Below are 24,688 nucleotides of genomic sequence, written 5' to 3' on the forward strand. Positions count from 1 at the left end.
AAAGGAGACCCTGACATGAAACGCGAAGACCTCACCGAGAAGCTGCTCGACATCAAGCGCGAGAAGGGCTGGACCTGGAAATACATCTGCGAGCAGATCGGCGGTTATTCCGAGGTGCTGATAACAGGCGCGATCCTCGGCCAAATGAAATTGACCAAGCCGCAGGCCGCAAACGCCGCTGAGCTTTTCGGCCTGACGAAGGCCGAGACCACGATGCTGAACGAGACGCCGATGCGCGGCATGCCGATGCCGCCGACCGATCCCTTGATCTATCGTTTCTACGAGCTGGTCATGGTCAACGGTCCGGCCTGGAAGGCGCTGATCGAGGAGGAGTACGGCGACGGCATCATGTCGGCGATCGATTTCGACATGGTGATGGAGCGCCTGCCCAACCCGAAGGGCGACCGCGTCAAGATCACCATGAGCGGCAAATTCCTGCCGTACAAATATTATGGCGCCAGCGGCAACGTGCCGGAATACGGGTTCAAGGAGGGATAGCTTGTTGGCTCCGGGGGGCGCGTCCTCGACGTGCCCCCGGAATGACGCTTTCGCCTTATTTCCCGGCCTTCACCTCGGCCGCCGCCACCGCGATCAGCTCGTTCATCTTGGCGCGAATCGCGTGTTCGGTGACGGCGACGTTCTTGGCGGCGAAATCGCCCATGACCTTGCGCAGGACGTCGGCGTCGCCGGCTTCCTCGAAATCGGCCGCGACCACCTCCTTGGCATAGGCCGTGGCGGCATCGCCGGTAATCCCGAGCTTTTCGGCCGCCCACAGCCCGAGCAGGCGGTTGCGGCGGGCTTCCGCCTTGAATTTCTGCTCCTCGTCGAGGGCGAACTTCTTCTCGAAGCCTTCCTCGCGCTTGTCCAACGTGCTCATGCCTTTTCCAATTCCCTGCTGACTGGACCCGGCTGGCCCTCGTTGCGAGAGCCCCGGTGCATGCCTAGATAGGGGGCACGAATCGGCAAAACAACGAGCCGTTAAGCCGCAGGCAAGACGGTATAAGTTTGATGCCGGACGGCCGGATCGATTGTGCTGGGACAGCCAATCGGATAGGTTGCCTCAGGCTGGGTTCCCGTTCTGTTTCTAGGGGTTCCGGGCCGTTCACGGCAGCTCCGCTGTGGGTCGTAGTCTCGTCAACCGGAGCACACCAAATACATGGATTTCAACAAAACACGGTACATCCCCATGAGCCGTCGGCGTCGCATTTATGAAGGCAAGGCAAAGGTTCTTTACGAAGGCCCGGAGCCCGGTACCCTGATCCAGCACTTCAAGGACGACGCCACCGCGTTCAATGCGAAAAAGCACCAGGTGATCGAGGGCAAGGGTGTCCTCAACAACCGGATCTCGGAGTACCTGTTTCAGCACCTCAACGACATCGGGGTGCCGACCCATTTCATCCGCCGCCTCAACATGCGCGAGCAATTGATTCGCGAAGTCGAGATCGTGCCGCTGGAAGTGGTGGTGCGGAACGTTGCCGCCGGCTCGCTGTCGCAGCGCCTCGGCATCGAGGAGGGCACGCAGCTGCCCCGTTCGATCATCGAGTTCTACTACAAGAACGACCAGCTCAACGACCCCATGGTGTCGGAAGAGCACATCACTGCTTTCGGCTGGGCGACGCCGCAGGAGATCGACGACATCATGGCGCTTGCCATCCGTGTCAACGACTTCCTCACCGGTCTCTTCCTCGGCATCGGCATCCGCCTCGTCGACTTCAAGATGGAGTGCGGCCGACTGTTCGAGAACGACATGATGCGGATCATCGTCGCCGACGAGATCTCGCCGGATAGCTGCCGTCTGTGGGACATCAAGTCGAACGAGAAGCTCGACAAGGACCGTTTCCGCAGGGATCTCGGTGGGCTGCTCGAGGCCTATACCGAAGTCGCCAAGCGTCTCGGCATTCTCATGGAGAACGAGCGTCCGGCGGGCTCCGGCCCGGTGCTGGTGAAGAGCTAAGAGGGATCTGACGTGAAGGCACGTGTTACCGTTACGTTGAAAACTGGCATCCTCGATCCGCAGGGCAAGGCGATCGAGGGTGCGTTGAAGTCGCTCGGCGTCGACGGCGTCGCCAGCGTTCGCCAAGGCAAGGTGTTCGACATCGAGCTCGCCGGCGCCGACAAGGCGAAGGCGGAGGCGGCGTTGAAGGACGCCGCCGACAAGCTGCTGGCGAACACCGTGATCGAGAATTATCGGGTCGAGCTGATCGGGTGAACGGGATGGCTCACAGCCATCCGACCCGACGAAAGCGCCAGTACAGCGCGCCGCACGCCGCCAGCATCACGCCGAGCAGCGTGTAATAGCCGTACTCCCAGTCCAGCTCCGGCATGTGCTTGAAGTTCATGCCGTAGATTCCGGCAAGCGCGGTCGGGATCGCGATGATCGCGAGCCAGGAGGCAAGCTTCTTGGAGACCGCCGTCTCCTGGGCCTGGCCGACCAGCAGGCTTGCTTCGAAGGCGAAGGCCAGCACCTCGCGCATCGAATCGATCCGCTCCTGGATGTTCCTGACGTGGTCGGTGACGTCGCGGAACAGCGGCTGCATCGTCGCGCGCACCATCGCCAGCTCGTCATGCTCGAGCCGGCGGCAGACCTCGACCAGAGGGCCGATCGCGGTCCGGAGCCGCAAGAGGTCGCGGCGCAGCATGTAGAGCCGTTCGATCTGCGCCTTGCTGATCGCCTTGGAGAGCACGTCATCCTCGATGCTCTCGACCTCTTCGTGAATGCTCTCGAGCACGGGCGAGTAGTTGTCGACGATGAAATCGAGGATGGCGTAGAGGATGTAGTCCTCGCCGCGCGCGAGCGCTCGCGGGCAGCTTTCGCAGCGTTCGCGCACCGGCGTGTAGGACGTCGACGCGCCGTGGCGCACCGAGACCAGATAGCCTTCGCCGACGAAGATGTGGGTCTCGCCGAAGGCGATCCGGCCCTCGATCAGTTGCGCGGTCCGCGCCACGATGAACAGGGCCTCGCCATATTGCTCGATCTTCGGTCGCTGATGGGCGTGGTTGGCGTCCTCGATGGCGAGTTCGTGCAGGTCGAACTGCTTCTGCACCGCGCTGAGCAGCGCCATGTCAGGCTCGTGCAGCCCGATCCAGACCACGTGGCCGGGTTTCGCGCGCCAGCTCGAGGCCTCGCTGATGGCGATATTGGCGACGCGCCGGCCGTCGACATAGGCGCCGGCGGCGATGACGCCCTCGGTGGACACCGGCTCGGAGAGGGATGCGGGCAGCGAGGGGACATTCATGGCTTTAATCCCGGGCGAATCGATCGGCCGAATGGCGGGCTATGGCCTGTGCACAACGCTCGCGGGCAAGGCTAGCACTGGTAAAATCCCCGTCAAATGGTTATGTCTGCTGCCGATTTGGCAGCCGTGCCAGCCCATTCAATCCTCGTTCGGAACCTCTGCCATGAAAGCCGCCATCCTCGTCTTTCCCGGAATCAACCGCGAGCGCGACATGGCGCGTGCCTTGAGGCTGATCTCGGGGAGCGAGCCCACAATGGTCTGGCATGCCGAGACGTCGCTGCCCGATGGCACCGACCTCGTGGTGGTGCCCGGCGGTTTCTCCTATGGCGATTATCTGCGCTGCGGCGCGATTGCGGCGCGGGCGCCGGTGATGGACGCGGTGCGCGACTACGCGGCCAAGGGCGGCCTCGTGCTCGGCGTCTGCAACGGATTTCAGATCCTCTGCGAATCCGGCCTCTTGCCCGGCGTCCTGATGCGCAATGCGCGGCTGAAATTCATCTGCCACGACGTGCATCTCCGCGTCGAGCGCTCCGACACGCCGTTCACGCGCGGCTACAATGCAGGGCAGGTGATCCGCGTGCCCATCGCGCATGGCGAGGGCAATTATGCGGCGGACGCGGAGACCATCAAGCGGCTCGAAGGCGAGGGGCGCGTGCTTTACCGCTATTGCTCGGCCGACGGCGCGATCGACGATGTCAGCAACATCAATGGCGCCGCGCAATCCATCGCCGGCATCGTCAACGACAAGGGCAACGTGCTCGGCATGATGCCGCATCCGGAAAACCACGTCGAAGACATCATGGGCTGCACCGACGGCCGCGGCCTGTTCGCCGGCCTCACCGCGCATCTGGAAAAAGCCGCGTGATTGCGTTCGTGCTGAAGCGGCTCTCGGCCGCTGTCGCCGTCGTTGCGTTCGCGACGGCCGCGTTCGCGCAGGATTTCCCCAAGCGTCCCGTCACGATGATCGTGCCGTTCGCGGCCGGCGGCACGTCCGACGTGATCGCGCGCACCGTTGCCGAGCAGATGGGCATCGCGCTCGGCCAGACCATCGTGATCGAGAACGTCGCCGGCGCCGGCGGCTCGACCGCACTGGCGCGCGCCTCCCGCGCCGAGCCTGACGGCTACACCATTGCGATCGGCAATGCCGGCACCAACGCCGCGACCTATACGATCTATCCCAAACTGCCGTTCACGCCGGACTCCTTCGTGCCGATTGCCATGGTGGCGAAAACGTTCGGCATCATCGCCGTGCGCAAGGATTTTCCGGCGAAGGATCTGAAGGAGTTCATCGCCTACGCCAAGGCGAACCCCGGCAAGATCAATCTCGGCCATGCCGGCGTCGGCTCTTCGAACTACCTGATCTGCAAGAGCTTCGTCACGGCCGCCGGCATCGACGCGACGCTGGTCGGCTATCGCGGCGCCGCGCCCGCGCTCACCGACGCCATCGGCGGCCAGATCGACGGCGTCTGCGATGCGGCAGCCTCGGTCTCGCAGTCGATCAACGAGAAGCTGGCGCGCGGGCTCGTGGTCGGCTCGACCGTGCGGCTCGCGACAGTGCCGGATCTGCCGACGTCGGCCGAAGCCGGCCTGCCCGAATTCGAAGCGCAGGGCTGGAATGGCCTGTTCGCGCCCAAGGGCACCCCGCCGGCGATCATCGCCAAGCTGAATGCCGCTGCGCGCACGGCGGTCGAAACCGACGCGGTGAAGAAGCGGTTCGCCGACCTCTCGACCGTGGCCCCCGATGCCGACGAGCACACGCCCGAGGTGCTGCAAAAGCTCGTGACGCGCGACGTCGAGAAGTACCGCAAGATGCTGGCGGACGACGCCAAGCCATAGCTAGCGCCGTTTCAGCCGTTCCGTCGGCACCGTCATCGCGGCGACGCCCGCCATGACCAGCACCAGTCCCAACGCCAGGTTCGAGGGCACGCTCTCGCCGAGCAGCATTACGGAGAGGCCGACGCCGATCGGGATGCGTAAATAGCCTTGTGCGTTCGTCGTCAGCGTGCCGAGCCTGCCGAGGCACATGTAGAACAGCATCAGCCCCAAGGCGCTGGAGACGATGCCCATGACGATGGTCGCCATGATCGCGGTCGGCGTCGGGTGCAGCGTCCATGGCTGGTCGATGATCAGCGAAGGCGGCAGCAGCACGAGGCCGCCGAACAGCAGCGAGCCGGCTGCCACCACCATGGGATCATATTCGGACAGCCGCAGCCCGAAGATGGTTGCGCAGGCGAACGAGATGGTGGCGAGCAGGATGGCGATCTCCGCCACGATCTCGCTGCCGAAGCCGCGCAGCGCATCCAAGCCGACGATGGCGATGGTGCCGGCAAGGCCGAGAATCGCACCCAACAGCTTCAGCAGCGTTGCCGGCTCGTGACGCGTGATCAGCGAGGTGATCAGGAAGGCGAAGATCGGCGTGGTCGAGGCCAGCACCACCGTGTTCGACGCCGGCACATAGAGCTGCGACCAGGTGATGATCAAGAACGGAACGGTCGAGTTGATCAATTGCTGGACCGCGAACAGCTTCCAGGCCTTCGCGTCGGTCGGGATCCTGACGCCGCGCATCCACAGGATCGCGAACAGGAAGGCGGCCGCGATCAGCGAGCGCGCCGAGATGAACGTCACGGGCGGGATCGTATCCAGCGCGAGCTTGGCCAGCGGATAGGTTGAACTCCAGCAGCAGGCCAGCGCGACCAGCAGCGCATAGTCGCGCCAGTTGCGCGCGCCGGCGGCGGGCATGGACGGCAATTGCGGGGCCGTGGCGCGAGTCGTCGGCGGTGTGCTCTGCGGCACCTTGGTGTTGCTCCCCGGCGCGACAGCGCTCGATACAAGTCTGGGCGACGGGGCGCCAAAAGGAAAGGCAGCGAGCTATGCGTTTGGCTGCGGTGCCGGTTTCCGCTTCACCCGCTTGATCGTGCCGGAGAAAGTGAACAGGGGCCGCCCGCCTGATGTCAGCTTGCCGCGCAGGAAGATCAGCGAGCCGCCGGCGCGGGAGACTTCGCCGACGCATTCGATCAACTCGCCTTCGCGCGCCGCGTCGAGGAAGTCGCAGGCGAAATTGGTGGTCACGGCCGGCCCATCCAGTTCGTGAGTCGCGATCGCGAACAGGCAATAGTCGGCAAACGCCATGAAGCAGCCGCCATGGACGTTTCCGGAGCCGTTGAGGTGCTTTTTCTCGACCCGGAACGCCGAGCGGACGCTGCCGTCGTCCTCGATCTTGTGCCAGAACGGGCCGATATGGCTCTCAAAACTGTCGCGAATCCAGGTTCGCCAGCCCTGGAATTCGCCATCGGTGGCGATGTGGAGGTCGGGGCGGCGAGGCGGCGGCGCTTTGGTCAATTCGTGCAAGGAAATGGGCCTTCAATTGCGGGTCTTTTGCCCTTAAATCCGATCTGTCCGCGCTGTGCAATTCCTGTTCCCGCAGCCCCCGGCCGCAAAACGTGGGACAGCGGGAAAATGCGCCATAAAGGGCTTTTCCAAGCCGCCCGATGTTCCTAAGAACGGCCAACTGCTGCCGAAAGCCCAAATTCCATGAAGAACGAACCCAAGATCACCCCCGAGCTGATTGCCGCCCACGGGCTCAAGCCCGACGAGTATGAGCGCATCCTGAAGCTGATCGGGCGGGAGCCGACCTTCACCGAGCTCGGCATCTTCTCGGCGATGTGGAACGAGCACTGCTCGTACAAGTCCTCCCGCCTCCATCTGAAGGGCTTGCCGACCAAGGCGCCCTGGGTGATCCAGGGCCCGGGCGAGAATGCCGGCGTGATCGACATCGGCGACGGCCAGGCCGTGGTCTTCAAGATGGAGAGCCACAACCACCCGAGCTACATCGAGCCGTACCAGGGCGCCACCACCGGCGTCGGCGGCATCTTGCGCGACGTCTTCACGATGGGCGCGCGGCCGATCGCCTGCCTCAATGCGCTGAGCTTCGGCTCGCCCGAGCATGCCAGGACGCGGCATCTCGTCTCCGGCGTCGTCGCCGGGGTCGGCGGCTATGGCAATTCCTTCGGCGTGCCGACGGTCGGTGGTCAGGTCCGCTTCCACACCCGCTATGACGGCAACATTCTCGTCAACGCGATGGCGGTCGGCCTCGCCGATACCGACAAGATCTTCTATGCGGCCGCCTCGGGCGTGAACATGCCGATCGTCTATCTCGGCTCCAAGACCGGCCGCGACGGCATCCACGGCGCCTCGATGGCCTCGGCCGAGTTCGACGACAAGTCCGAGGAGAAGCGTCCGACCGTGCAGGTCGGCGATCCCTTCGCCGAGAAGCTGCTGTTAGAGGCTTGTCTCGAGATCATGGAGAAGGGCTGCGTCATCGCGATCCAGGACATGGGCGCGGCGGGGCTGACGTGTTCGGCGGTCGAGATGGGCGCCAAGGGCGACCTCGGCGTCGATCTCGATCTCGATGCGGTGCCGACGCGCGAGATCGGCATGAGCGCCTACGAGATGATGCTCTCGGAGAGCCAGGAGCGCATGCTCATGGTGCTCAAGCCCGAGAAGGAGAAAGAGGCCGAGGCGATCTTCAAGAAGTGGGGCCTCGATTTCGCCGTGGTCGGCTACACCACGCCGAGCAAGCGCTTCGTGGTCAAGCATGGCGGCGACGTCATGGCCGATTTGCCGATCAAGGAGCTCGGCGACGAGGCGCCGCTCTATGACCGCCCGCATGTCCCCTCCGCCGCTTTGCCGGTCGTGCATGCGCGCGAAGTGGTGGCCCCGATGGGGCTCGGTGCCGCGCTCGAAAAGCTGATCGGCACGCCCGACATGTGCAGCAAGCGCTGGGTCTGGGAGCAGTACGACCACGTCATTCTCGGCAACACCATGCAGCGTCCGGGCGGCGATGCCGCCGTCGTGCGGGTGCAGGACGGTCCGAAGGGCCTGGCGCTGACCGTCGACGTGACGCCGCGCTATTGCGAAGCCGATCCGTTTGAAGGGGGCAAGCAGGCGGTGGCGGAAGCCTGGCGCAACATCACCGCCGTCGGCGGTAAGCCGCTCGCGATCACTGACAACCTCAATTTCGGCAATCCCGAGCGGCCCGAGATCATGGGCCAGTTCGTCGGCTGCCTGAAGGGCATCTCGGAAGCCTGCCGCACGCTCGACTTCCCGGTCGTGTCCGGCAATGTCTCGCTCTACAACGAGACCAACGGCCGCGCGATCCTGCCGACGCCCTCGATCGGCGGCGTCGGCCTGCTCGACGACTTCACCAAGTCGGCCTCGCTTGCCTTCAAGGCCGAGGGCGAGGCGATCCTCCTGATCGGCGAGACCCATGGCTGGCTCGGCCAGTCCGTTTACCTGCGCGACATCTGCGGTCGCGAGGAGGGCGCGCCGCCGCCGGTCGACCTCGCGGCCGAGAAGCGCAACGGCGACTGCGTGCGCGGCATGATCCATGCGGGCACCGCGACCGCCGTGCACGATCTCTCCGACGGTGGCCTTTTGATCGCGCTCGCCGAGATGGCGATGGCGAGCGGCATCGGCGCAAAACTGCTCGCGGCGCCGACCGCGCTGGTGCCGCAGGCCTATTGGTTCGGCGAGGACCAGGCGCGCTATCTCGTTACCGTGCCGGAAACGGAAGCCGGCCGCGTGCTCGCCAAGATGCGCGGCTGCGAGGTGCCCTGCGTGCGGATCGGCACCACCGGCGGCGACGCCCTCGCGATCGCGGGCGAGGCACCTGTAACGATCAAGGCGCTGCGAACCTCGTTCGAGCGCTGGCTGCCGGAGTATATGGGCGGCAAGGCGGCGTAAGGCGCTTCCGCAAACTCCGTCATTGCGAGCGCAGCGAAGCAATCCAGAGCCTCACCGCCGAGGCACTCTGGATTTGCTTCGTCGCAAGAGCTCCTCGCAATGACGAATGGAAAGAGCTCGGCCTCACAATACGTGCGTGGCCCCCGGAATCTTCCGCAAGCCCGCCGTCAGGCCCCAGCTCAAGATCACCGTGAGCACGAAGCCGATCGTGGCTTTCACGATCGCAGGCAGCGTATAGTCGAACAGCGCGTACTGGATCCACAACGCGATCGGATAGTGCACCAGGAAGATGCCGTAGGCGTCCGCCTGCATGCGGTCGAGCAGGTTCGGGCCCGGCGATTTCTGGTGCAGGAAGAACGCGAGAATCGCAAGCAGGATCGAACCTGAGAACAGCACGAAGAACGTGCCGTAGATGGCCTGGTACCAGTGCGGCTGCGGGTTTGGATTGCCCAGAACTTCGCGCTTGATGTAGATCATGCCCCACATCAGGCAGTAGGGGATCAGCGTGGCGATCACCCACAGCCAGCGCTGTTTCGGCAACTGGCCGCCGGCGCTGAGGATGCCGCGGTCGAAGTTCGCAGCTCCAACACTGACGCCGATGAAGAAATAGGCGAAGTAGAGCAGGATGCGGCTTGCCTGCACCGAGAACGGCCCGAGCTCGAACCATTTGCTGCCGCCGAAATAGAGCAGCGCCGGCACGTAGGCGATGGTCGTGACGACGACGAGCAGCAGCCAGAATACAGCCGGCTGGTCGAATCCGCGCAGCGACGCGCGGTTGCCTGGGTCGACCAGATGCGCGGAGACCCGGTAGAGCAGGCTCGCGGTGAGGTCGAACGCCAGCAGCACCCACACGAACCAGATCGGGCCGCTCGGCCACGGGCCAACCGTGATCGTCTTCCACCAGAATGCCGTGAAGCTCAGCCCGGGATCGTGCCGCAGCGCGATCGCGTAATAGGCGAGCGGGATGACGGTGAACGCCGCGATCGCGAACGGCAGCCCGAGCCGCAACAGGCGGTCGCGGAGAAAAACTGACGGCGCCTTGCGCGCGATGCCCGGCCAGGTGAACAGTCCCGACAGAAAGAAGAACATCGCCATGAAGAAGCTGTCGGTGGCCAGCACGATCACGTCGAAACCGGCCCAGGACGCCGGATCGGTGTGCCCGAAATAGGTGTAGGGAATGACGGCGTGGTGCAGCAGCACCACCAGCGTGAGGAAGGTGCGGGCGCGATCGAGCGACAGATTGCGCGCCTTGGCCTTCGGCACCGCGTGCGCCTCTGCGCCGATCGTCGCTGAATGTGACATCGTCATCGTGGCCGCCCCGGTCGCGCTTTCCGTCCCGGCCGGACTTTGCCGCCGGGAACCGGATTCAGCAAGGGTCGTTTGGGACGCCCGCAGGTCTCAAGACCGCTAGGAACCAGTTCCCCGCGACGAAGTTAGCGTTCGCCAAAAGGGCTTGGGACCGCGGCAAGCGGTACAATTTCGGAGCTGGCGATGACGATCCTGAAATGGGCGCTGATCTTCTTACTTGTCTCGATCGTGGCCGGCGTGCTCGGCTTCACCGGCATCTCGGCCGCCTCCGCCGACATCGCCCGCTTCCTGTTCTACGTGTTCGTCGCGATCTTCCTGGTGTTGCTGATCCTGGGGCTCACGATATTCAGGGCGTAGCGGGGCTGCTCCAGCATTCCCAGTCGTCATGCCCGGGCTTGTCCCGGGCATCCACGTCGCTGTATCCGCGATTGGCCAAGAACGTCGATGGCCGGGACGAGCCCGGCCATGACGCAAGCAGCTACCCCACTTCCTCGATCTTCACCTTGTCCGGGTAGAAGGCGAGATGCCCGGAAATCTCGGTCATCGCGGGGAAGGGCGCCTCATAGGTCCAGATCGCGTTATCCAGCGTCTTGCCGTCGGCCTTGACGCTGTAATAGCTCGCATCCCCCTTGTAAGGACAGTGGGTGACGCGGTCGGTGCGCTCCAGCAGCGCCATGTTGGCGTCCTGTCGCGGCACATATTGCACCGCCGGATATTTCGCCTCTTTCAGCGTCAGCGCCTTGGTGGTCTCGGCGATCACGATATCGCCGGCCGTGACGCGGACGCGCCGGGGATTTGGGGTAATGGTGATGGGGTGGTCGGGCCCTGGAAGCTTCATGATTTCACGCCTTTTCGATCACTCTGCCGCGCGCGGCACTTTGTCGTGGCTTTATCCAGATCGGATCACCGATATAGTGCCGGAAGGCGTGACGTAGAAGGCCGTTCACGCTAAGTTTGGCCCCGCCGGCAAGTTTGGCTTTGCAGATATGGACCCCGGCAGCGATTCGACGACAAGGCTGATTGCAGCCGAGACAGGAGCACGACCCGAATGCCAATGGACGCCCACGATATCGAGGCGATGATCAAGGCGGCGATCCCCGATGCCGAGGTGACCATCCGTGACCTCGCCGGGGACGGCGATCACTATGCCGCGACCGTGATCTCGGAGACCTTCCGCGGCAAGTCCCGCGTCCAGCAGCACCAGATCGTCTATCAGTCCCTGCGCGGCCAGATGGGCGGCGTGCTGCATGCGCTGGCGCTGCAAACCGGGGTGCCGGGCGCCTGATCTGATCGTGACGGGGGGATGACGATGGCTGCGGACAATCCGCGCGGCGCGATGTTCCGCGTCATCCTGCCGAACCAGCACAGCCGCGTCACCAATGCCGAGCTGTTCTTCGACCTGGTCTTCGTTTTCGCGATCACGCAGGTCTCGCACACATTGCTGCACCATTTCACCCCGCTCGGTGCCGTGCACGTCGCGGTGCTGTTTCTCGCGGTATGGTGGGTGTGGGTCTACACCGCCTGGGTCACCAACTGGCTCGATCCCGAGCTGACGCCGGTCCGCATCCTGATCTTCCTGATGATGCTGGGCGGCCTCGTGCTGTCGACGACGATCCCGACCGCCTTCGAGGGGCGGGGCCTGTGGTTTGCGATCGCCTACGCAACCATGCAGGTCGGGCGCACCGCCTTCTGGATGTTTGCAACGCCGCGGCATCGAACTGCGGTCCGGCACAATGCGATCCGCATCCTGACGTGGCTCTCGGTCTCCGCAATCTTCTGGATCCTCGGCGGCCTCGCCCATGACGAGACGCGGCTGTGGTTCTGGATCGTGGCACTGACGATCGAATACATCTCGCCGGCGGTGCGCTTCTGGGTCCCCAAGCTGGGCTTCTCGTCGGTGGAGGCCTGGGCCGTCGAAGGCGGCCACATGGCCGAGCGCTGCTCGCTCTTCGTCATCATCGCGCTTGGCGAGGCCGTCGTCGTCAACGGCGCGACCTTTGCCGAACTGGGCTGGACCGCGGACAACATTCTGGCCTTCGTCTCCGCGCTGGTCGGCAGCATCGCGATGTGGTGGGTCTATTTCCACAAGGGCGCCGAGGCCGGCGCCGAGCGCATCTCGAAATCCGCCGAATCCGGCCGGTTGGCGCGGCTCGCCTACACCTATCTGCACATGCCGATCGTCGCCGGCATCATCCTGACCGCGGTCTCCGACGAGCTGGTGCTGAAGCATCCGCTCGGCCATTCAGACATCAGGACCATCGTCAGCACGATCGGCGGTCCCTTGCTATTCCTTGTTGGCACCATCCTGTTCAAGCACGCGATCCGCGGCTTCCTCCAGCTCTCGCACGGGATTGGCATCATCGCGCTCGCGGCGCTGTCGTGGTTCGCTGCCGAGCTGTCCCCTCTATGGCTGTCGGTCGCCGCGACGGTGATCATGATCGTCGTTGCGGTGTGGGAGTCGGTGTCGCTGGGGTCGGCGCCGGACGAGGCTGGGGAGCATTGAGCCGGCGCCATCGGCGCCAGAGCGCTTACTCCGCCGCCGCCAGCGCGTGCACGGAGAACATCTTCGCGGCATCCGTCCAGCTCTCGCGCACCCGCCAGCCCGCGCCCTGCGCCAGCGCGGCAAAGCGCTCGATGCTGTATTTGTAGCTGTTCTCGGTATGAATGCTCTCGCCCGGGCGGAACGAAAAGCTGGTGCCGAGCAGGCGCACGGTCTGGCTCTTCTTGCTGATCAGGTGCATCTCGATGCGGTGCCGCTCGCGATTGTAGATCGCACGATGGGTGAAGGCGGAGAGATCGAAATTGCCGCCGAGCTCGCGATTGATCCGCACCAGTACATTGAGGTTGAAACGTGCGGTGACGCCGGCGGCATCGTTATAGGCGTCGTGGAGCAGGCGCTCCTCCTTCTCAAGGTCGGCGCCGATGATCATCTGCGCACCCCGGCCCAGGATGGCGCGCGCGCTGCTCAGGAAGGCCTGCGCTTCATGCGGCTCGAAATTGCCGATGGTCGAGCCCGGGAAGAACCCGACCTTGGGCATCGTCGCCACCGCCTCGGGCAGCTCGAACGGGGTGGTGAAGTCGGCCGCCACCGGGTAGATGCCGAGTGACGGAAAATCCCGCTTCAGGCCGTTTGCCTGCGCCGTCAGGAAGTCGCCGGAGATGTCGACGGGCACATAGGCCGCGAACTTGCAGTGATTGAGCAGCAGGCGGACCTTTGTGGTCGCGCCGGCGCCGAATTCCACGAGGGCTGCGTGCTCCGGAATGATCTTTGCTATCTCGCTGCCACGCTCCTTCAGGATCGCCAGCTCCGTACGCGTCGGATAATATTCCGGCAGCCGCGTGATCGCCTCGAACAGTTCCGATCCGGTCGCATCGTAGAAATATTTCGGCGACAGCTTTTTGGGCTGCTGCGAGAGGTCCTCGATGGCCTCGCGGGCAAAGGCGGTGGTCTGCTCGTCGGGAAGATGGGCTTCGGCCAAAGCGCTGGCGTGCACATTCATGATACTCTCCTGAACGCGCTGTCCGGCGCGCATTTTGTCGTCGGATGAGAATTTTACTCGTAGTCGGCGAGCCGCAGTCCCGTGAATTGCCAGCGGTGGTGCGGATAAAAGAAGTTGCGATAGGTAATACGGCTGTGCCCCTCCGGGGTTGCAAGCGAAGAGCCGCGCAGCACCAGCTGGTTGACCATGAACTTGCCGTTGTATTCGCCGAGCGCGCCTTCGATCGCGCGATAGCCGGGGTACGGCGAATAGGACGATCGCGTCCACTGCCAGACCACGCCGAAGGCATCGTTGAGCTGGCCGGCGCGGGCCGCGACTTCCCATTCCATCTCGGTAGGCAGATGCTTTCCGGCCCAGCGCGCAAAGGCGTCGGCCTCGTAATAGCTGACGTGGCAGACGGGCGCGTCGGGATCGACCGCCTTGAGGCCGGCCAGCGTCATGACCTGCCATTGGCCGTCGACCTCGCGCCAATGGCCCGGGGCCTGCCAGTCGTCCTTGCTGGCGGCGGCAAAGCCGTCCATCAGCCACAGTGTTGCGTTCGCGTAGCCGCCATCGCGCATGAAGGCCAGCCATTCGCCATTGGTGACGAGATTGCGTGCGATCTTGACCGGGCCGACGAGCGCGCGGTGGGCCGGCTTCTCGTTGTCGAAATGGAAGCTGTCCTCGACATGGCCGACGGTGTGGATGCCCTCGTTGAGAATCAGCCAGTCGTTGCCGACGCGCGTTGCGGACGGAAAGCGCCAGTCCCGATCGTAGGCGGGATAGATCGGGTTCTGCGCAAAGGCGTGCAGGATATCGGTGAACATCAATTCCTGATGCTGCTGCTCGTGATTGAGCCCGACCTCGACCAATGGCGCGAGGGCACGGAGCTTGTCCTCGCCGGCCTCGCGGAAGAACTTCACGACCGCAGCATCGACATAACTGCGATAGGCGCCGACCTCGCTTGCACTGGGACGGGTGATGTCGCCGCGGTGATTCCGGGCATGACGGGGCCCTGCGCTGACGTAATAGGAATTGAACAGGAAGGCGAAATCGGGGTGGAAGGGCTGGTAGCCGGGGCAATGTTCGCGGAGCACGAACTGCTCCCAGAACCAAGTGGTGTGCGCCCGGTGCCATTTCGCCGGGCTCGCATCCGGCATGGATTGGATCTGCTGGTCCTCCGGCGAGAGCGGCGCGGCACGGCGCTCGGTCTCGTTGCGGACGGTGAGAAAGGCATCCTCAAGCCGCCGGGCGAGGTTGCTCGGGTCGACCGACGGTGACGAAAGCGGCGGACTGGCCGTAGCGGAGGCTTGTTTCGTCACGTTTTTCTCCAGACAGGACAAGAGAACGTTGTTGGCGTTGCCGGGTTCCAAAACGCCGGGTTCGTCCTAGATAGGGGCTCCGGGACGGTATGAAAGTCCTCCCTGACCATGATATTCGTGCCATCATGCAACGGGCCGGCGGTGCCGAGAGAGGTCCGCCCAGCGGCCGCTCGCCGCCATTTTACTTTGGATGCACAACGGTTTGGGCTACATATATAGGCAAGGATCGGGTTAAATCGGCTGAGCCAGCCCGAAGCGATTGGAGTGGGCTCCGCCCCATAAGGACACGGATATGAGCATCGAGGAATTCATCGCCAACGAAGTGAAGTCGAACGACGTGGTTCTGTTCATGAAGGGCACACCGCAATTTCCGCAGTGCGGGTTCTCCGGCCAGGTCGTCCAGATCCTCGACCACATCGGCGTCGGCTATAAAGGCCTCAACGTTCTCGAATCCGCCGAACTGCGCAACGGCATCAAGGACTATTCGAACTGGCCGACCATTCCGCAGCTCTATGTGAAGGGCGAGTTCGTCGGCGGCTGCGACATTGTCCGCGAGATGTTCCAAGCCGGTGAATTGCAGCAGCTCTTCTCCGAAAAGGGCGTCGCTGTCGCGGCCTGATAGGTGACCCAGCTGACGCGCCGGATCGGCGGCGCGGAGCTCAAGGTCGTCGTTGCTGACATCACCACGCTGAGCGTTGACGCCATCGTCAACGCGGCCAATACGTCGCTCCTGGGCGGGGGCGGCGTCGATGGCGCGATTCATCGGGCGGCCGGGCCCGAGCTTCTCGCCGAGTGCCGGAAGCTCGGAGGATGCCCGACCGGCGATGCCAAGATCACCACGGGCTACCTTCTCCCTGCGCGCCATGTGATTCATGCCGTCGGCCCGGTCTGGCACGGCGGCACTTGCGGTGAGGCAGAGGCGCTGGGCTCCTGCTATCGCCGTGCGCTTGAGCTCTGTGAGGCCAATCAGCTGACCTCCGTGGCGTTCTCCGCAATTTCAACCGGGGTTTACGGCTTTCCGGCCGACCAGGCCGCAAAGATTGCGGTCCATGCAACCATTGAAGCCCTGCCGGCCGCGCCGCTGGTCGCCGACGCCATATTTTGTTGTTTCTCGGAAAAGAGCGCGGCTCTGCACGCGGACGTTTTGGCGCGGTATGGCGGCCCTTGTGCCTGATGACGCGGTCGGTACACTCCCGCCGGGCCATGTTCCGGGGAGGGGATATGATTGCACAATCTGGACTGCGCGCGCTGGTCTGCGCCGCGCTTGTGTCGTTGGGTACGATGTCGTTCGCGCGGGCGGAGGGCACCTACGAGATTCCGGCCGGTGCGCATTTCAATCCGGACAAGCTCGCCAGGATCACCGAGTTCTTCAAGAACGAGGTCGCGACCGGCAAGATCGCCGGCGCAAACGTGCTCATCAAGCAACATGGCAAGCCGGTGTACCACGAAGTCTTCGGCGTGCAGGACGCGGTCAGCAACGCGCCGATCACCGACAAGACGATCTTCCGTCTGTTCTCGATGAGCAAGGCGATCGCTTCTGTTGTCGCAGTGAAGTTGATCGAGGAAGGTACGATCAAGCTCGACGATCCCGTCTCGAAATACATTCCGTCCTTTGCCAATGTGAAAGTCGGCGTCGAGAAGAAGGCCGAGGACGGCACCAAGTCGCTCGAGCTCGTGCCGCCGAACCGGCCGATGACGGTGCATGATTTGATGACGCACACCTCGGGCGTCACCTACGGCTTCTACGGCGACAGCCTGGTCCGCAAGGCCTATCGCGAGGCCAACATCTATGCCGGCGATTTCGACCTCGCGGAATTCGCCGAGCGAATCGCAAAACTTCCGCTGCACAACCAGCCGGGCGCACTGTGGCAATACGGCCATTCCACCGACATCCTGGCGCGGGTGATGGAGGTCGCGGCCGGCAAGCCGCTGATCGAGATCGAGCGGGAGAAGCTGCTCGACCCGCTCGGCATGGTCGACACCGGCTTCTTCGTCACCGATCCCGAGAAGCAGAAGCTGCTGGCGCAGCCGGTGCCGAACGACAGCGATTTCCGGGTCGGGCGGATCAACGATCCGACGGTCGTCAAGAAGATCCAGTTCGCCAGCGGCGGTATGGTCACGACCATGGCCGATTATGAGCGCTTTACGCAGATGCTGCTCAACGGCGGCAGCCTCGACGGCAAGACGATTCTCAAACCGGAGACGTTCAAGCTGATGGTGACCGACCAGATCGGCCCCAAATCGGGCGTCGATCGCGATTATTTCTACTTCCCCGGCGATGGTTTCGGCTTCGGTCTCGGACTTGCGGTCCGCACCGATCCCGGCAACGCCAAACCGCCGCCGCCCGGCGATCTCGGCGAATTGAAATGGGACGGCGCCTCCGGCTGCTATTTCGTGATCGACCCCAAGCAGGACATGTTCTTCGTTCTGCTGGAGCAGACCCCGACCGAGCGCCAGCGCGTGCAGCGGACATTGAAGCAGCTGGTTTATGAAGCGATGGAGAATTGACATGTTCGGGCGCCGCGCATTGGTCGCGGCGCTCGTCCTTCTCGCCGGCGGCATCGTTGCGAAGGCGGGCTCGGAGAGACCTGCGGCCCGCCCGCTCTCGCCCGCGGGGCTGACGAAGGTTTCCGACTACATCCGCAACGAGGTCGCCACCGGCAAGATCCCCGGCGCCATCCTGCTGCTTCAGCAGCACGGCAAGCCGGTGTATTACCAGAATTTCGGCGTCCGCGACGTCGCGACCGAACTCTCGATGAGCGCCGACACAATCTTCCGCCTCTACTCAATGTCGAAGCCGGTCACCTCAGTCATGGCGATGATGCTGGTTGAGGAGGGCAGGCTTTCGCTCGACCATCCCGTCTCGAAATACATTCCGGCCTTTGCCGGCATGAAGGTCGGCATCGAGAGGAAGGCCGAGGACGGCAAAGTCGCCCTGGCGCTGGAGCCGCTGGAGCGACCCATCACGATCAAGGATCTGCTGCGCCACACCTCAGGGCTGCCTTACGGCTATTACGGCGGCGGTATGGTCCGCGAGCTCTACGCGGACGCCAATCTCTTCAACAGCAATCTGACCAACGCCGAATTCGCCGCCAAGATCGCCACATTGCCGCTGGTCGAGCAGCCCGGCACGGTGTGGGATTACGGCTATTCCACCGACGTGCTCGGCCGCGTTGTCGAAATCATTGCCGGAAAGACGCTGCTGCAATTCGAGAAGGAGCGGCTGCTCGATCCGCTCGGCATGACCGAGACGGCTTTCTTCGTCGCAGATCCCGCCAAATTCCCGCTCATCGCCGAGCCGATGCCGGAGGATCGCAACATCAATCCGACGACGCAGGTCCGTGACATCAGGCGGCCCGCGATCTGGGAATCGGGCGGCGGCGGCATGGTCGGCACGGTCGGTGACTATGCCCGCTTCGCCCAGATGCTGCTCAACGGCGGCACTTATCAGGGCCGGCGCTATCTCAAGCCAGAAACCATCGCGCTGATGGCCTCGGATCATATCGGGCCGGAAACGAAGATCGCGCGCGATCAGAACTATTATCCGGGCGGGTCTTCGGGCTTCGGTCTCGGCTTTGCCGTGCGCACCTCGGTGCCCCCTGGAACGGCGTGGCCGCTCGGGGAATATCGCTGGGACGGCGTCGGCGGCACGTTTTTCTTCATCGATCCCGAGGACGATCTGTTCGGGATCTTCATGGTGCAGACCCCGACGCAGCGCGGCCGGATTCAACTGACGCTGAAGACACTGATCTACCAGGCGATGGGCCGGTAGCTTTTCGTCTAGCCCCGCTGTCGTAGTCCGGATGGAGCGAAGCGCAATCCGGGACCGCTGCCGATGTCGCCCCGGATTTCGCTCCGCTCCATCCGGGCTACGGGGCTACAGGACTTACGCTCCGCGCACGATCTCGCGGATATATCCGATCGTCTCCTCGACCTGGCTCGCATTGACGTCGAGATGGGTGCAGGCGCGGATGCGGCCGTCCATCATCGCAAGCGTCACACCGCGCTGGCGCAGCGCCGCGACCATCTTGTCGCCGGGAATGCCGGCACCATCGGGCTTGAAGAACACCAGATTGGTCTCGGGCTCCTGCACCTCGACGCCTGCGATCTGGGACAGTCCGCGAGCGAGCGCGCGCGCATTGGCGTGATCGTCGGCGAGCCGCTCGACATGATGGTCGAGCGCGTAGATGCAAGCCGCCGCGCAGATTCCGGCCTGTCGCATCGAGCCGCCGAGTCGCTGCTTCCACTGCCAGACCGCATCGATGAAGGCGCGCGAGCCCGCCAGCACGCCGCCGATCGGCGCGCCCAAGCCCTTCGAGAAGTCGATCCAGGCCGAATCCCACCCCGCGGTCATGTCGCGCGGGGAGATGCCGCTCGCGACAGTGGCGTTGAGCAGGCGTGCGCCGTCCATGTGGGTGACGAGGCCATGTTGTTTCGCGATCGCGACGATCTCGTCGAGCGCGGCTTTCTTCCAGATCGTGCCGCCGCCGATATTGGCGGTCTGCTCGACGCTGACCACCGTCTGCGGCGGCTGGTAGCGGGTGCGCGGATGCAGCGCTCTGCGAAAGGTCTCCGGCGTGAACTGGCCGTCGGGCCCCTTCAATTGCGTGACCTGAAAGCCGCCGATTGCGGCATGCGCCCCGCCTTCGCGCGCGATGATGTGCGCGCTTTCATGCGCGAGGATCTCGTCGCCGGGGCGGCAATGCACCAGCGTCGCGGTGACGTTGCACATCGTGCCTGACGGCATGTACACCGCGGCTTCCTTGCCGAGCAGCTCGGCGACGCGCTCGCACAGCGCGTTCACGGTCGGATCGTCGCCGACCTGCTCGTCGCCGACCTCCGCCCGCGCCATCGCCTCGCGCATCGCGGGTGTCGGCTTGGTCTGCGTGTCCGAGAGCAGATTGATGCGCACTGGCGGCGCTTTGGGATCGATCGGGGGAGGGGTGTAGAGCATGCGACGCCTCCTGAAAGTAAACGGCCACTGAAGTGTGGCTCTTTAAGCAAAAAGGCCCCGGCGAACCGGGGCCTTTCGATATCCAGATCTTAGCGCGAATAGAATTCGACGACCAGATGCGGCTCCATCTGCACCGGGAACGGCACGTCGGAGAGGTGCGGGATGCGAATGTATTTCGCGGTCATCTTGCCATGGTCGACTTCGAGATAGTCGGGGGTGTCACGCTCGGAGAGCTGGCTGGCTTCGAGGACGTGAGCGAGCTGCTTGGAGGATTCCTTGACCTCGATCACATCGCCGAGCTTGACCAGATAGCTCGAGATGTTGACCTTGCGGCCGTTCACCTTGACGTGGCCGTGGTTGATGAACTGGCGCGCGGCGAAGATCGTCGAGACGAACTTGGCGCGGTACACGACCGCGTCGAGACGGCGCTCGAGCAGGCCGATCAGGTTCTCGCCGGTGTCACCCTTGAGGCGGCTGGCCTCGACATAGATGCTGTGGAACTGACGCTCGGAGATGTTGGCGTAGTAACCCTTCAGCTTCTGCTTGGCGCGCAGCTGCACGCCGAAGTCGGAGAGCTTGCCCTTGCGGCGCTGGCCGTGCTGGCCGGGGCCGTATTCGCGGCGGTTCACGGGGCTCTTCGGGCGGCCCCAGATGTTCTGGCCCATACGGCGATCGAGCTTGTACTTCGCCTCACTGCGCTTAGTCATCGCGTCCTCTTCAGGTACATGGTTTGAGGAAACGCGCCCTCCTGTGTGACGGGCTAGCCCGGCACTGACAGGTCCGATCCCAAAGCTTAAGGGACAGGACCACGGGTCGCGAAACGCTTCGCGGGCCGAAATCGGCCCGCGAGCAAGCGGCTTTTAGGAGGATTTGGGGCTCGCTGTCAATGCGAATGGCCCGGACTCACGTCCCGACCGCTCGGATCGGCTTCGACCCGGCCGCACGTAATTCGGCAGCGATTTCAGTGTTCAGGACCTGTTCCAGCCGGGTCAGGACCCGGGCGATCGGGGCGGCGTCGGTGACCCGATGATCCCAGCGGATCACGACATGAATGGTCTGGTCGGGCCCGACCACCCCATAGCTGACGATGAAGGGGCCGGGCGTGATGGGGTGAAGCTCGCCGCCACCATAGGCGGCCACCGAGCTCACCGCGAAGCTGCCGAACCAATTGCCGCGCTGCCGGCCGAAATTCAGCCCGATCGCCCAGGACAGCCGCCGCAGTGGCAGCGGCAGGCGGGTCACCCGCATGATCTTGCGGAACATGGGAATTTCGTCGATCGGGGCGGTCTTGGCGCGCCGGATCTCGGCATCGACCGCGGCCAGCGTCATGGCCTCGGGAGCAACGATTCGCTGCGGGATCACGCATTCCTCGCCGCCCTCGACCCGGGCAATGGCCACCGACGCCACGCTCTTCGGCAGCTCGTAGAGCGATGGCCAGGGCCGTTTGACATGCACGGTACGCAGGACCGGCTCGTCCCTGGCGACCAGGGCAAAAGCCTTGACGAACATGGCCGCCCAGCCGGCTGGCGCGATCGCGCCCGCGCGGGCCTCCAGCAGGGGGCCAATATCGAGCGATCGGGAAAGGGACACGAAAGGCACGCCCATCGAGGCGTGCATGAGGTCGATGATCAGGCGACGCGGCAGCGAAATGGTCTTGGGCGTCCCGCGCATCGCTCTTTGGTTTCCCCTGATTAAAGTTTGTGCAGCGAACGGGGTTCCCGCTCGCCGCCTGCTCTAGCACGAACCAACCCGCGTGGGGCCGGTCGGTTCGCCGCATCAGGGTGCCGGCGAGGCCAGCGGCTTGGTCTTGTCGACGATGTAAACTCCAAGCACTTTCATAGCCTTATCGCCGTGGGCTTTGGCGTCGTGCACGCCGCCTGCCGGGATCTGGTAGGAATCGCCGGCTTTCAGCGTCTTTTCCGGCTGCCCGTCGATGAGGAGATTGAGCTCGCCTTCGAGCACGTAGCCGGTCTCGATGCCCGGATGGGTATGGCGACCGGCCGCGCCGCCCGCCGGAACCTCCGCAATGGCCGTGATGGTGTTGTAGCCATCGGGAAATTCGACCTTCTGGAGCGGGGTGCGTTTGATGCCGGGCTGCTGGGCGAAGGCCGCAACAGCGAGGCCGGTGAAGGCGAAAGCGAGCAAAGTCTTTTTGAGCATGTTTTTTCCTCCCTGGAACGACTGAGCCTAGCAGCGCCGCTTATCCCGGCAAGGTGGCAATCGGCCTGTTCAGCGCCTGATCCCATCGAACGCCGCCATGATGCCGCGCTGGAAGAGCGACCAGTCGAAGCCGAGCGCGATCGCGCGGTAGCCGCGGTCGACCAGGGCGTTGGCCTGGTCTGCGGTCCGCGCCACGCCGCCGATCGGCACGCCGCTTCTGAGGATGCCGGCCTCGGCCCGCGCCACCAGCTCCAGCAATTCCGGATCGTCCATCTGGCCGCGCTTGTTGATGGAGGTAGCGAGATCGCCGGGGCCGATTACGGCGACGTCGATGCCGGGCGTGGCCATGATCTCGTCGATGCGATTGACGGCGTCGACGTGCTCGATGGTGATCATGCAGATCATCTCGTCGTCGGCGCTGGCCATGTAGTCCGGCATCGACTGGCCCCAGCGGAATGGTGCATGGAACGGACCCCAGAGCCGATCGCCGCGCGGCGGATAGCGCACGCTGCGCACCGCTTTCTCGGCTTCAGTGCAATTGGTGATCATCGGGAAATTGATGCCGAAGGCGCCGATGTCCATCGGTGCCTTCGCAAGCCATGGCTCGTTCGCTGCGATCCGCACCAGCGGTGTACATGGTGTGCCGGTGGTGGCCGCGATCATCGCATGTGCTTCGGTCAGTCCAATCGGCCCGTGCTCGAGATCGACGATGATCCAGTCGAGGGAGCGCGCCATGATCTGCACGGTCTGCACGCTCGGGATCGTCGCGATCGCGCCGAAGGCGGGACGACCCTCGCGCCAGAGCTGGCGGAGACGATTGAGCGGCGTTGCGGGGAGCGACATGGAGAGCCTTGCGATCATCTTGGCGATAACGACGACGGCGGAGCCTAGCAGCGCGCCATCGAGGCGCAAGGTCAGGCCGGAATGCGGCCGCCGAAGAACGGCGTCAGCATGGCCGAAAGGTCATGCACGCGGTTCGAGGTGAAGATCATCTCGGCACCGGATTGCGCGATGCCACCGGTGTGCGGGCCGAGCAGCTCCGAGACGCGGCGGGCGATCGCGGGCGCCGGATCGATCCAGTCGACCGGCCAGGGCGCGAGCTTTTTCAGCCGGTCGAGCAGCAGCGGATAATGCGTGCAGGCGAGCACCACCGTGTCGGTGCGTGCGCCTGCGTCCCCGGCATCGCCGACGAAACACGGGGCGAGCTCGGCGAGGATGGAGTCGTCGCTGACGGGAGAGCCGCTGAGCTCGGCTTCAGCCAGCGCGGCCAGCTCGGGCGAGCCGACCAGTGTCACCTCGCAGCCTTGCGCGAAATCGCGGATCAGCGCCTTGGTGTATTCGCGCTTCACCGTGCCCTTGGTGCCGAGCACCGACACCCGCCGGCTCCTCGACTGCGCGCAGGCCGGCTTGATCGCCGGCACCGTGCCGACGAAGGGCAGGGAATAAGCGGCGCGCAGATGCGATAGGACCAAAGTGGACGCCGTGTTGCAGGCGATGACGACGAGGTCAGGATCGTGCGTGCCGACCAATTCCCCCATCAGCGGCACCACGCGGGCGATGATCGCGTCCTCGCTGTGGTGGCCGTAGGGGAAGAAGGCGTCGTCCGCGACGTAGACGTAATGCGCGTCGGAGCGCGCAGCCACGACCTCACGCAGAACCGTGAGCCCGCCAAGGCCGGAATCGAACACCAGAATCGTCGGAGAATTGGTCACGTGAACACTCTATCCCGACGTGGTTACCATTCGGTTTTTGAGGCGGTTTTGCGGCAGGGGCGTTGAGGGCCAATTTGGATGGATTCAATTTCGCGATTGCCGCATGGTCCCGGTATCAGCTGTCGTACTGCGGTGCGGGGAGGGACAGGCCCGCAAAACTCCGGAGAGCCGACATGATCAGAAATACCAGCAACGGCTGGGGCAGCATTTCCCGATGGTTGCACTGGATTCTGGCGCTGACCATCATCGGCATGATCGGCTTCGGGTGGTGGATGAACCACATCCCGGCGCGTCCCGACCGCTTCTTCTACCGCTCGATCCACGCCGATATCGGCTATGTGATCCTGCTGCTCACGGTGCTGCGCCTGGTCTGGCGCCTCGTCAACCCGACGCCGACCATGCCGGCCGAGACCTCGCGCTGGCAGAAGGTCGCGGCCCATGTCAGTCACGGCGCGCTCTATCTCGCCGCCATCGTCGTCGCCATGCTCGGCTGGGCGCATTCCGGTGCGCACGCACCTGATTATTCGGACTTTTTCGGCCTGTTTCACGTGCCGCAATTCACCGCTTCCGACCGCGCGGCGGCGGGCGCCTATGAAGACCGCCACATCCTCTTTGCCTATGTGCTGCTCGCGTTGATCGCGATTCACGTGATCGCCGCCCTGTGGCACCATTTCATCCGCCGCGACCGCGTCGTGGCGCGGATGGTGACGGACGAGGCCTAGTCGCAAGCACACCCATGCGTTCTCGTGGCGCATCCCACGTTCTGCTTCATGTC

The 24,688-nt window shown here is 64.2% G+C and carries 28 protein-coding genes; 14 read left to right on the forward strand and 14 right to left on the reverse strand.

All coding sequences use genetic code 11. The annotated features are described in order from the left end of the window. The first annotated feature begins 15 nt into the window (after positions 1–15). Positions 16–498 (forward strand): cyanase, encoded by a 483-nt coding sequence (gene cynS / locus AC0L3C_RS04735; protein ID WP_007612142.1) that lies wholly within the window; start codon positions 16–18, stop codon positions 496–498. Positions 499–553: 55 nt separating this feature from the next. On the opposite strand, the gene AC0L3C_RS04740 is transcribed toward cynS, so the two are convergent. Further along, positions 554–877, reverse strand: a complete 324-nt coding sequence (locus AC0L3C_RS04740) for a DUF1476 domain-containing protein (RefSeq protein ID WP_473259107.1) — start codon at positions 875–877, stop codon at positions 554–556. A 309-nt stretch (positions 878–1,186) separates the two neighbouring features. Here AC0L3C_RS04740 and purC point away from each other — a divergent pair, with 309 nt between their 5' ends. Together purC and purS are read left to right on the forward strand one after the other, a co-directional pair. Beyond that, a complete protein-coding gene (gene purC / locus AC0L3C_RS04745) occupies positions 1,187–1,954 on the forward strand; it encodes a phosphoribosylaminoimidazolesuccinocarboxamide synthase (protein WP_171944915.1) in 768 nt (255 codons plus the stop codon). A 12-nt stretch (positions 1,955–1,966) separates the two neighbouring features. Continuing rightward, on the forward strand, positions 1,967–2,209 hold the full coding sequence (purS, locus tag AC0L3C_RS04750; RefSeq protein ID WP_007602264.1) for a phosphoribosylformylglycinamidine synthase subunit PurS: 243 nt from the start codon (positions 1,967–1,969) through the stop codon (positions 2,207–2,209). Between the two features lie 10 nt (positions 2,210–2,219). On the opposite strand, the gene AC0L3C_RS04755 is transcribed toward purS, so the two are convergent. Next, positions 2,220–3,236, reverse strand: coding sequence for a magnesium and cobalt transport protein CorA (locus AC0L3C_RS04755; protein ID WP_211397668.1), 1,017 nt, complete (start codon positions 3,234–3,236; stop codon positions 2,220–2,222). A gap of 163 nt (positions 3,237–3,399) precedes the next feature. Between AC0L3C_RS04755 and purQ the strand changes: the two genes are divergently transcribed. Next, positions 3,400–4,101: a phosphoribosylformylglycinamidine synthase subunit PurQ gene (purQ, locus tag AC0L3C_RS04760; protein WP_473259103.1), complete on the forward strand. Its 702-nt coding sequence runs from the start codon at positions 3,400–3,402 to the stop codon at positions 4,099–4,101. Next, positions 4,098–5,072, forward strand: a complete 975-nt coding sequence (locus AC0L3C_RS04765) for a tripartite tricarboxylate transporter substrate binding protein BugD (protein ID WP_473259101.1) — start codon at positions 4,098–4,100, stop codon at positions 5,070–5,072. Before purQ ends, AC0L3C_RS04765 begins: the two co-directional genes overlap by 4 nt. On the opposite strand, the gene AC0L3C_RS04770 is transcribed toward AC0L3C_RS04765, so the two are convergent. Both AC0L3C_RS04770 and AC0L3C_RS04775 read right to left on the reverse strand, forming a co-directional pair. Then, the gene (locus AC0L3C_RS04770; protein WP_473407303.1) at positions 5,073–6,029 is read right to left on the reverse strand and encodes a DMT family transporter; all 957 of its coding nucleotides are present in this window, start codon (positions 6,027–6,029) and stop codon (positions 5,073–5,075) included. 75 nt (positions 6,030–6,104) lie between these two features. Then, positions 6,105–6,584, reverse strand: coding sequence for a PaaI family thioesterase (locus tag AC0L3C_RS04775; RefSeq protein WP_473259096.1), 480 nt, complete (start codon positions 6,582–6,584; stop codon positions 6,105–6,107). A 183-nt stretch (positions 6,585–6,767) separates the two neighbouring features. Here AC0L3C_RS04775 and purL point away from each other — a divergent pair, with 183 nt between their 5' ends. Continuing rightward, positions 6,768–8,978, forward strand: coding sequence for a phosphoribosylformylglycinamidine synthase subunit PurL (gene purL / locus AC0L3C_RS04780; protein ID WP_473259094.1), 2,211 nt, complete (start codon positions 6,768–6,770; stop codon positions 8,976–8,978). A gap of 123 nt (positions 8,979–9,101) precedes the next feature. Here the strand turns inward: purL and AC0L3C_RS04785 are convergent, their stop codons facing one another. Then, positions 9,102–10,280 (reverse strand): acyltransferase family protein, encoded by a 1,179-nt coding sequence (locus tag AC0L3C_RS04785; RefSeq protein WP_473407384.1) that lies wholly within the window; start codon positions 10,278–10,280, stop codon positions 9,102–9,104. 189 nt (positions 10,281–10,469) lie between these two features. Between AC0L3C_RS04785 and AC0L3C_RS04790 the strand changes: the two genes are divergently transcribed. Continuing rightward, positions 10,470–10,643 carry a DUF1328 domain-containing protein gene (locus AC0L3C_RS04790; protein WP_007602280.1) on the forward strand — a complete coding sequence of 58 codons (174 nt, stop codon included), beginning with the start codon at positions 10,470–10,472 and terminating at the stop codon, positions 10,641–10,643. Between the two features lie 121 nt (positions 10,644–10,764). On the opposite strand, the gene AC0L3C_RS04795 is transcribed toward AC0L3C_RS04790, so the two are convergent. Then, positions 10,765–11,124, reverse strand: a complete 360-nt coding sequence (locus AC0L3C_RS04795; RefSeq protein ID WP_027567668.1) for a DUF427 domain-containing protein — start codon at positions 11,122–11,124, stop codon at positions 10,765–10,767. A gap of 210 nt (positions 11,125–11,334) precedes the next feature. On the opposite strand from AC0L3C_RS04795, the gene AC0L3C_RS04800 reads away from it, so the two are divergent. Beyond that, on the forward strand, positions 11,335–11,571 hold the full coding sequence (locus AC0L3C_RS04800; protein ID WP_007602284.1) for a BolA/IbaG family iron-sulfur metabolism protein: 237 nt from the start codon (positions 11,335–11,337) through the stop codon (positions 11,569–11,571). Between the two features lie 24 nt (positions 11,572–11,595). Continuing rightward, a complete protein-coding gene (locus AC0L3C_RS04805; RefSeq protein WP_473407385.1) occupies positions 11,596–12,789 on the forward strand; it encodes a low temperature requirement protein A in 1,194 nt (397 codons plus the stop codon). 25 nt (positions 12,790–12,814) lie between these two features. Here AC0L3C_RS04805 and egtD read toward each other — a convergent pair whose 3' ends face one another. Continuing rightward, positions 12,815–13,786 carry an L-histidine N(alpha)-methyltransferase gene (gene egtD / locus AC0L3C_RS04810; protein WP_473407304.1) on the reverse strand — a complete coding sequence of 324 codons (972 nt, stop codon included), beginning with the start codon at positions 13,784–13,786 and terminating at the stop codon, positions 12,815–12,817. A 53-nt stretch (positions 13,787–13,839) separates the two neighbouring features. Next, positions 13,840–15,138, reverse strand: a complete 1,299-nt coding sequence (gene egtB / locus AC0L3C_RS04815) for an ergothioneine biosynthesis protein EgtB (RefSeq protein ID WP_473259085.1) — start codon at positions 15,136–15,138, stop codon at positions 13,840–13,842. Positions 15,139–15,379: 241 nt separating this feature from the next. Here egtB and grxD point away from each other — a divergent pair, with 241 nt between their 5' ends. The 4 genes from grxD to AC0L3C_RS04835 are packed head-to-tail and all read left to right on the forward strand — an operon-like array spanning position 15,380 to position 18,859. Next, a complete protein-coding gene (grxD, locus tag AC0L3C_RS04820) occupies positions 15,380–15,706 on the forward strand; it encodes a Grx4 family monothiol glutaredoxin (RefSeq protein ID WP_007602294.1) in 327 nt (108 codons plus the stop codon). A gap of 3 nt (positions 15,707–15,709) precedes the next feature. Beyond that, positions 15,710–16,261, forward strand: coding sequence for an O-acetyl-ADP-ribose deacetylase (locus tag AC0L3C_RS04825; protein WP_473259082.1), 552 nt, complete (start codon positions 15,710–15,712; stop codon positions 16,259–16,261). Between the two features lie 47 nt (positions 16,262–16,308). Continuing rightward, the gene (locus AC0L3C_RS04830; protein WP_473407305.1) at positions 16,309–17,595 is read left to right on the forward strand and encodes a serine hydrolase domain-containing protein; all 1,287 of its coding nucleotides are present in this window, start codon (positions 16,309–16,311) and stop codon (positions 17,593–17,595) included. Between the two features lies 1 nt (position 17,596). Next, complete coding sequence (locus AC0L3C_RS04835; RefSeq protein ID WP_473407306.1) at positions 17,597–18,859, forward strand: serine hydrolase domain-containing protein; 1,263 nt, start codon at positions 17,597–17,599, stop codon at positions 18,857–18,859. A 114-nt stretch (positions 18,860–18,973) separates the two neighbouring features. On the opposite strand, the gene AC0L3C_RS04840 is transcribed toward AC0L3C_RS04835, so the two are convergent. The 6 genes from AC0L3C_RS04840 to murI all read right to left on the reverse strand — a co-directional run bounded on the left by AC0L3C_RS04840 (position 18,974) and on the right by murI (position 23,913). Then, positions 18,974–20,041, reverse strand: a complete 1,068-nt coding sequence (locus tag AC0L3C_RS04840; RefSeq protein ID WP_473279578.1) for a threonine aldolase family protein — start codon at positions 20,039–20,041, stop codon at positions 18,974–18,976. Between the two features lie 89 nt (positions 20,042–20,130). Beyond that, on the reverse strand, positions 20,131–20,748 hold the full coding sequence (gene rpsD / locus AC0L3C_RS04845; RefSeq protein WP_007602315.1) for a 30S ribosomal protein S4: 618 nt from the start codon (positions 20,746–20,748) through the stop codon (positions 20,131–20,133). Positions 20,749–20,944: 196 nt separating this feature from the next. Beyond that, the gene (locus AC0L3C_RS04850; RefSeq protein ID WP_473407307.1) at positions 20,945–21,712 is read right to left on the reverse strand and encodes an acyltransferase; all 768 of its coding nucleotides are present in this window, start codon (positions 21,710–21,712) and stop codon (positions 20,945–20,947) included. Between the two features lie 105 nt (positions 21,713–21,817). After that, positions 21,818–22,201: a cupin domain-containing protein gene (locus AC0L3C_RS04855; RefSeq protein WP_473407308.1), complete on the reverse strand. Its 384-nt coding sequence runs from the start codon at positions 22,199–22,201 to the stop codon at positions 21,818–21,820. A 69-nt stretch (positions 22,202–22,270) separates the two neighbouring features. Further along, entirely contained in the window at positions 22,271–23,044 is a 774-nt protein-coding gene (locus tag AC0L3C_RS04860; protein ID WP_473259068.1) for an HpcH/HpaI aldolase family protein, read from the reverse strand. 71 nt (positions 23,045–23,115) lie between these two features. After that, positions 23,116–23,913, reverse strand: a complete 798-nt coding sequence (gene murI, locus AC0L3C_RS04865; protein ID WP_473259065.1) for a glutamate racemase — start codon at positions 23,911–23,913, stop codon at positions 23,116–23,118. Positions 23,914–24,086: 173 nt separating this feature from the next. Here murI and AC0L3C_RS04870 point away from each other — a divergent pair, with 173 nt between their 5' ends. Beyond that, the gene (locus AC0L3C_RS04870; RefSeq protein ID WP_473407309.1) at positions 24,087–24,635 is read left to right on the forward strand and encodes a cytochrome b; all 549 of its coding nucleotides are present in this window, start codon (positions 24,087–24,089) and stop codon (positions 24,633–24,635) included. Positions 24,636–24,688: the final 53 nt, after the last annotated feature.

Source organism: Bradyrhizobium sp. WSM4872, assembly GCF_055811715.1.

Excerpts from the sequence above, each read along its gene's own strand:
- AC0L3C_RS04830 (WP_473407305.1), top strand. The coding sequence starts at position 16,309 with ATGATTGCACAATCTGGACTGCGCGCGCTGGTCTGCGCCGCGCTTGTG.
- AC0L3C_RS04860 (WP_473259068.1), bottom strand. The coding sequence starts at position 23,044 with ATGTCGCTCCCCGCAACGCCGCTCAATCGTCTCCGCCAGCTCTGGCGC.
- AC0L3C_RS04850 (WP_473407307.1), bottom strand. The coding sequence starts at position 21,712 with ATGCGCGGGACGCCCAAGACCATTTCGCTGCCGCGTCGCCTGATCATC.
- AC0L3C_RS04755 (WP_211397668.1), bottom strand. The coding sequence starts at position 3,236 with ATGAATGTCCCCTCGCTGCCCGCATCCCTCTCCGAGCCGGTGTCCACC.
- AC0L3C_RS04840 (WP_473279578.1), bottom strand. The coding sequence starts at position 20,041 with ATGCTCTACACCCCTCCCCCGATCGATCCCAAAGCGCCGCCAGTGCGC.
- cynS (WP_007612142.1), top strand. The coding sequence starts at position 16 with ATGAAACGCGAAGACCTCACCGAGAAGCTGCTCGACATCAAGCGCGAG.
- grxD (WP_007602294.1), top strand. The coding sequence starts at position 15,380 with ATGAGCATCGAGGAATTCATCGCCAACGAAGTGAAGTCGAACGACGTG.
- AC0L3C_RS04785 (WP_473407384.1), bottom strand. The coding sequence starts at position 10,280 with ATGTCACATTCAGCGACGATCGGCGCAGAGGCGCACGCGGTGCCGAAG.
- egtD (WP_473407304.1), bottom strand. The coding sequence starts at position 13,786 with ATGAATGTGCACGCCAGCGCTTTGGCCGAAGCCCATCTTCCCGACGAG.
- AC0L3C_RS04835 (WP_473407306.1), top strand. The coding sequence starts at position 17,597 with ATGTTCGGGCGCCGCGCATTGGTCGCGGCGCTCGTCCTTCTCGCCGGC.
- AC0L3C_RS04800 (WP_007602284.1), top strand. The coding sequence starts at position 11,335 with ATGCCAATGGACGCCCACGATATCGAGGCGATGATCAAGGCGGCGATC.
- purL (WP_473259094.1), top strand. The coding sequence starts at position 6,768 with ATGAAGAACGAACCCAAGATCACCCCCGAGCTGATTGCCGCCCACGGG.
- AC0L3C_RS04855 (WP_473407308.1), bottom strand. The coding sequence starts at position 22,201 with ATGCTCAAAAAGACTTTGCTCGCTTTCGCCTTCACCGGCCTCGCTGTT.
- purQ (WP_473259103.1), top strand. The coding sequence starts at position 3,400 with ATGAAAGCCGCCATCCTCGTCTTTCCCGGAATCAACCGCGAGCGCGAC.
- AC0L3C_RS04740 (WP_473259107.1), bottom strand. The coding sequence starts at position 877 with ATGAGCACGTTGGACAAGCGCGAGGAAGGCTTCGAGAAGAAGTTCGCC.
- AC0L3C_RS04870 (WP_473407309.1), top strand. The coding sequence starts at position 24,087 with ATGATCAGAAATACCAGCAACGGCTGGGGCAGCATTTCCCGATGGTTG.
- rpsD (WP_007602315.1), bottom strand. The coding sequence starts at position 20,748 with ATGACTAAGCGCAGTGAGGCGAAGTACAAGCTCGATCGCCGTATGGGC.
- AC0L3C_RS04795 (WP_027567668.1), bottom strand. The coding sequence starts at position 11,124 with ATGAAGCTTCCAGGGCCCGACCACCCCATCACCATTACCCCAAATCCC.
- AC0L3C_RS04805 (WP_473407385.1), top strand. The coding sequence starts at position 11,596 with ATGGCTGCGGACAATCCGCGCGGCGCGATGTTCCGCGTCATCCTGCCG.
- purC (WP_171944915.1), top strand. The coding sequence starts at position 1,187 with ATGAGCCGTCGGCGTCGCATTTATGAAGGCAAGGCAAAGGTTCTTTAC.
- AC0L3C_RS04790 (WP_007602280.1), top strand. The coding sequence starts at position 10,470 with ATGACGATCCTGAAATGGGCGCTGATCTTCTTACTTGTCTCGATCGTG.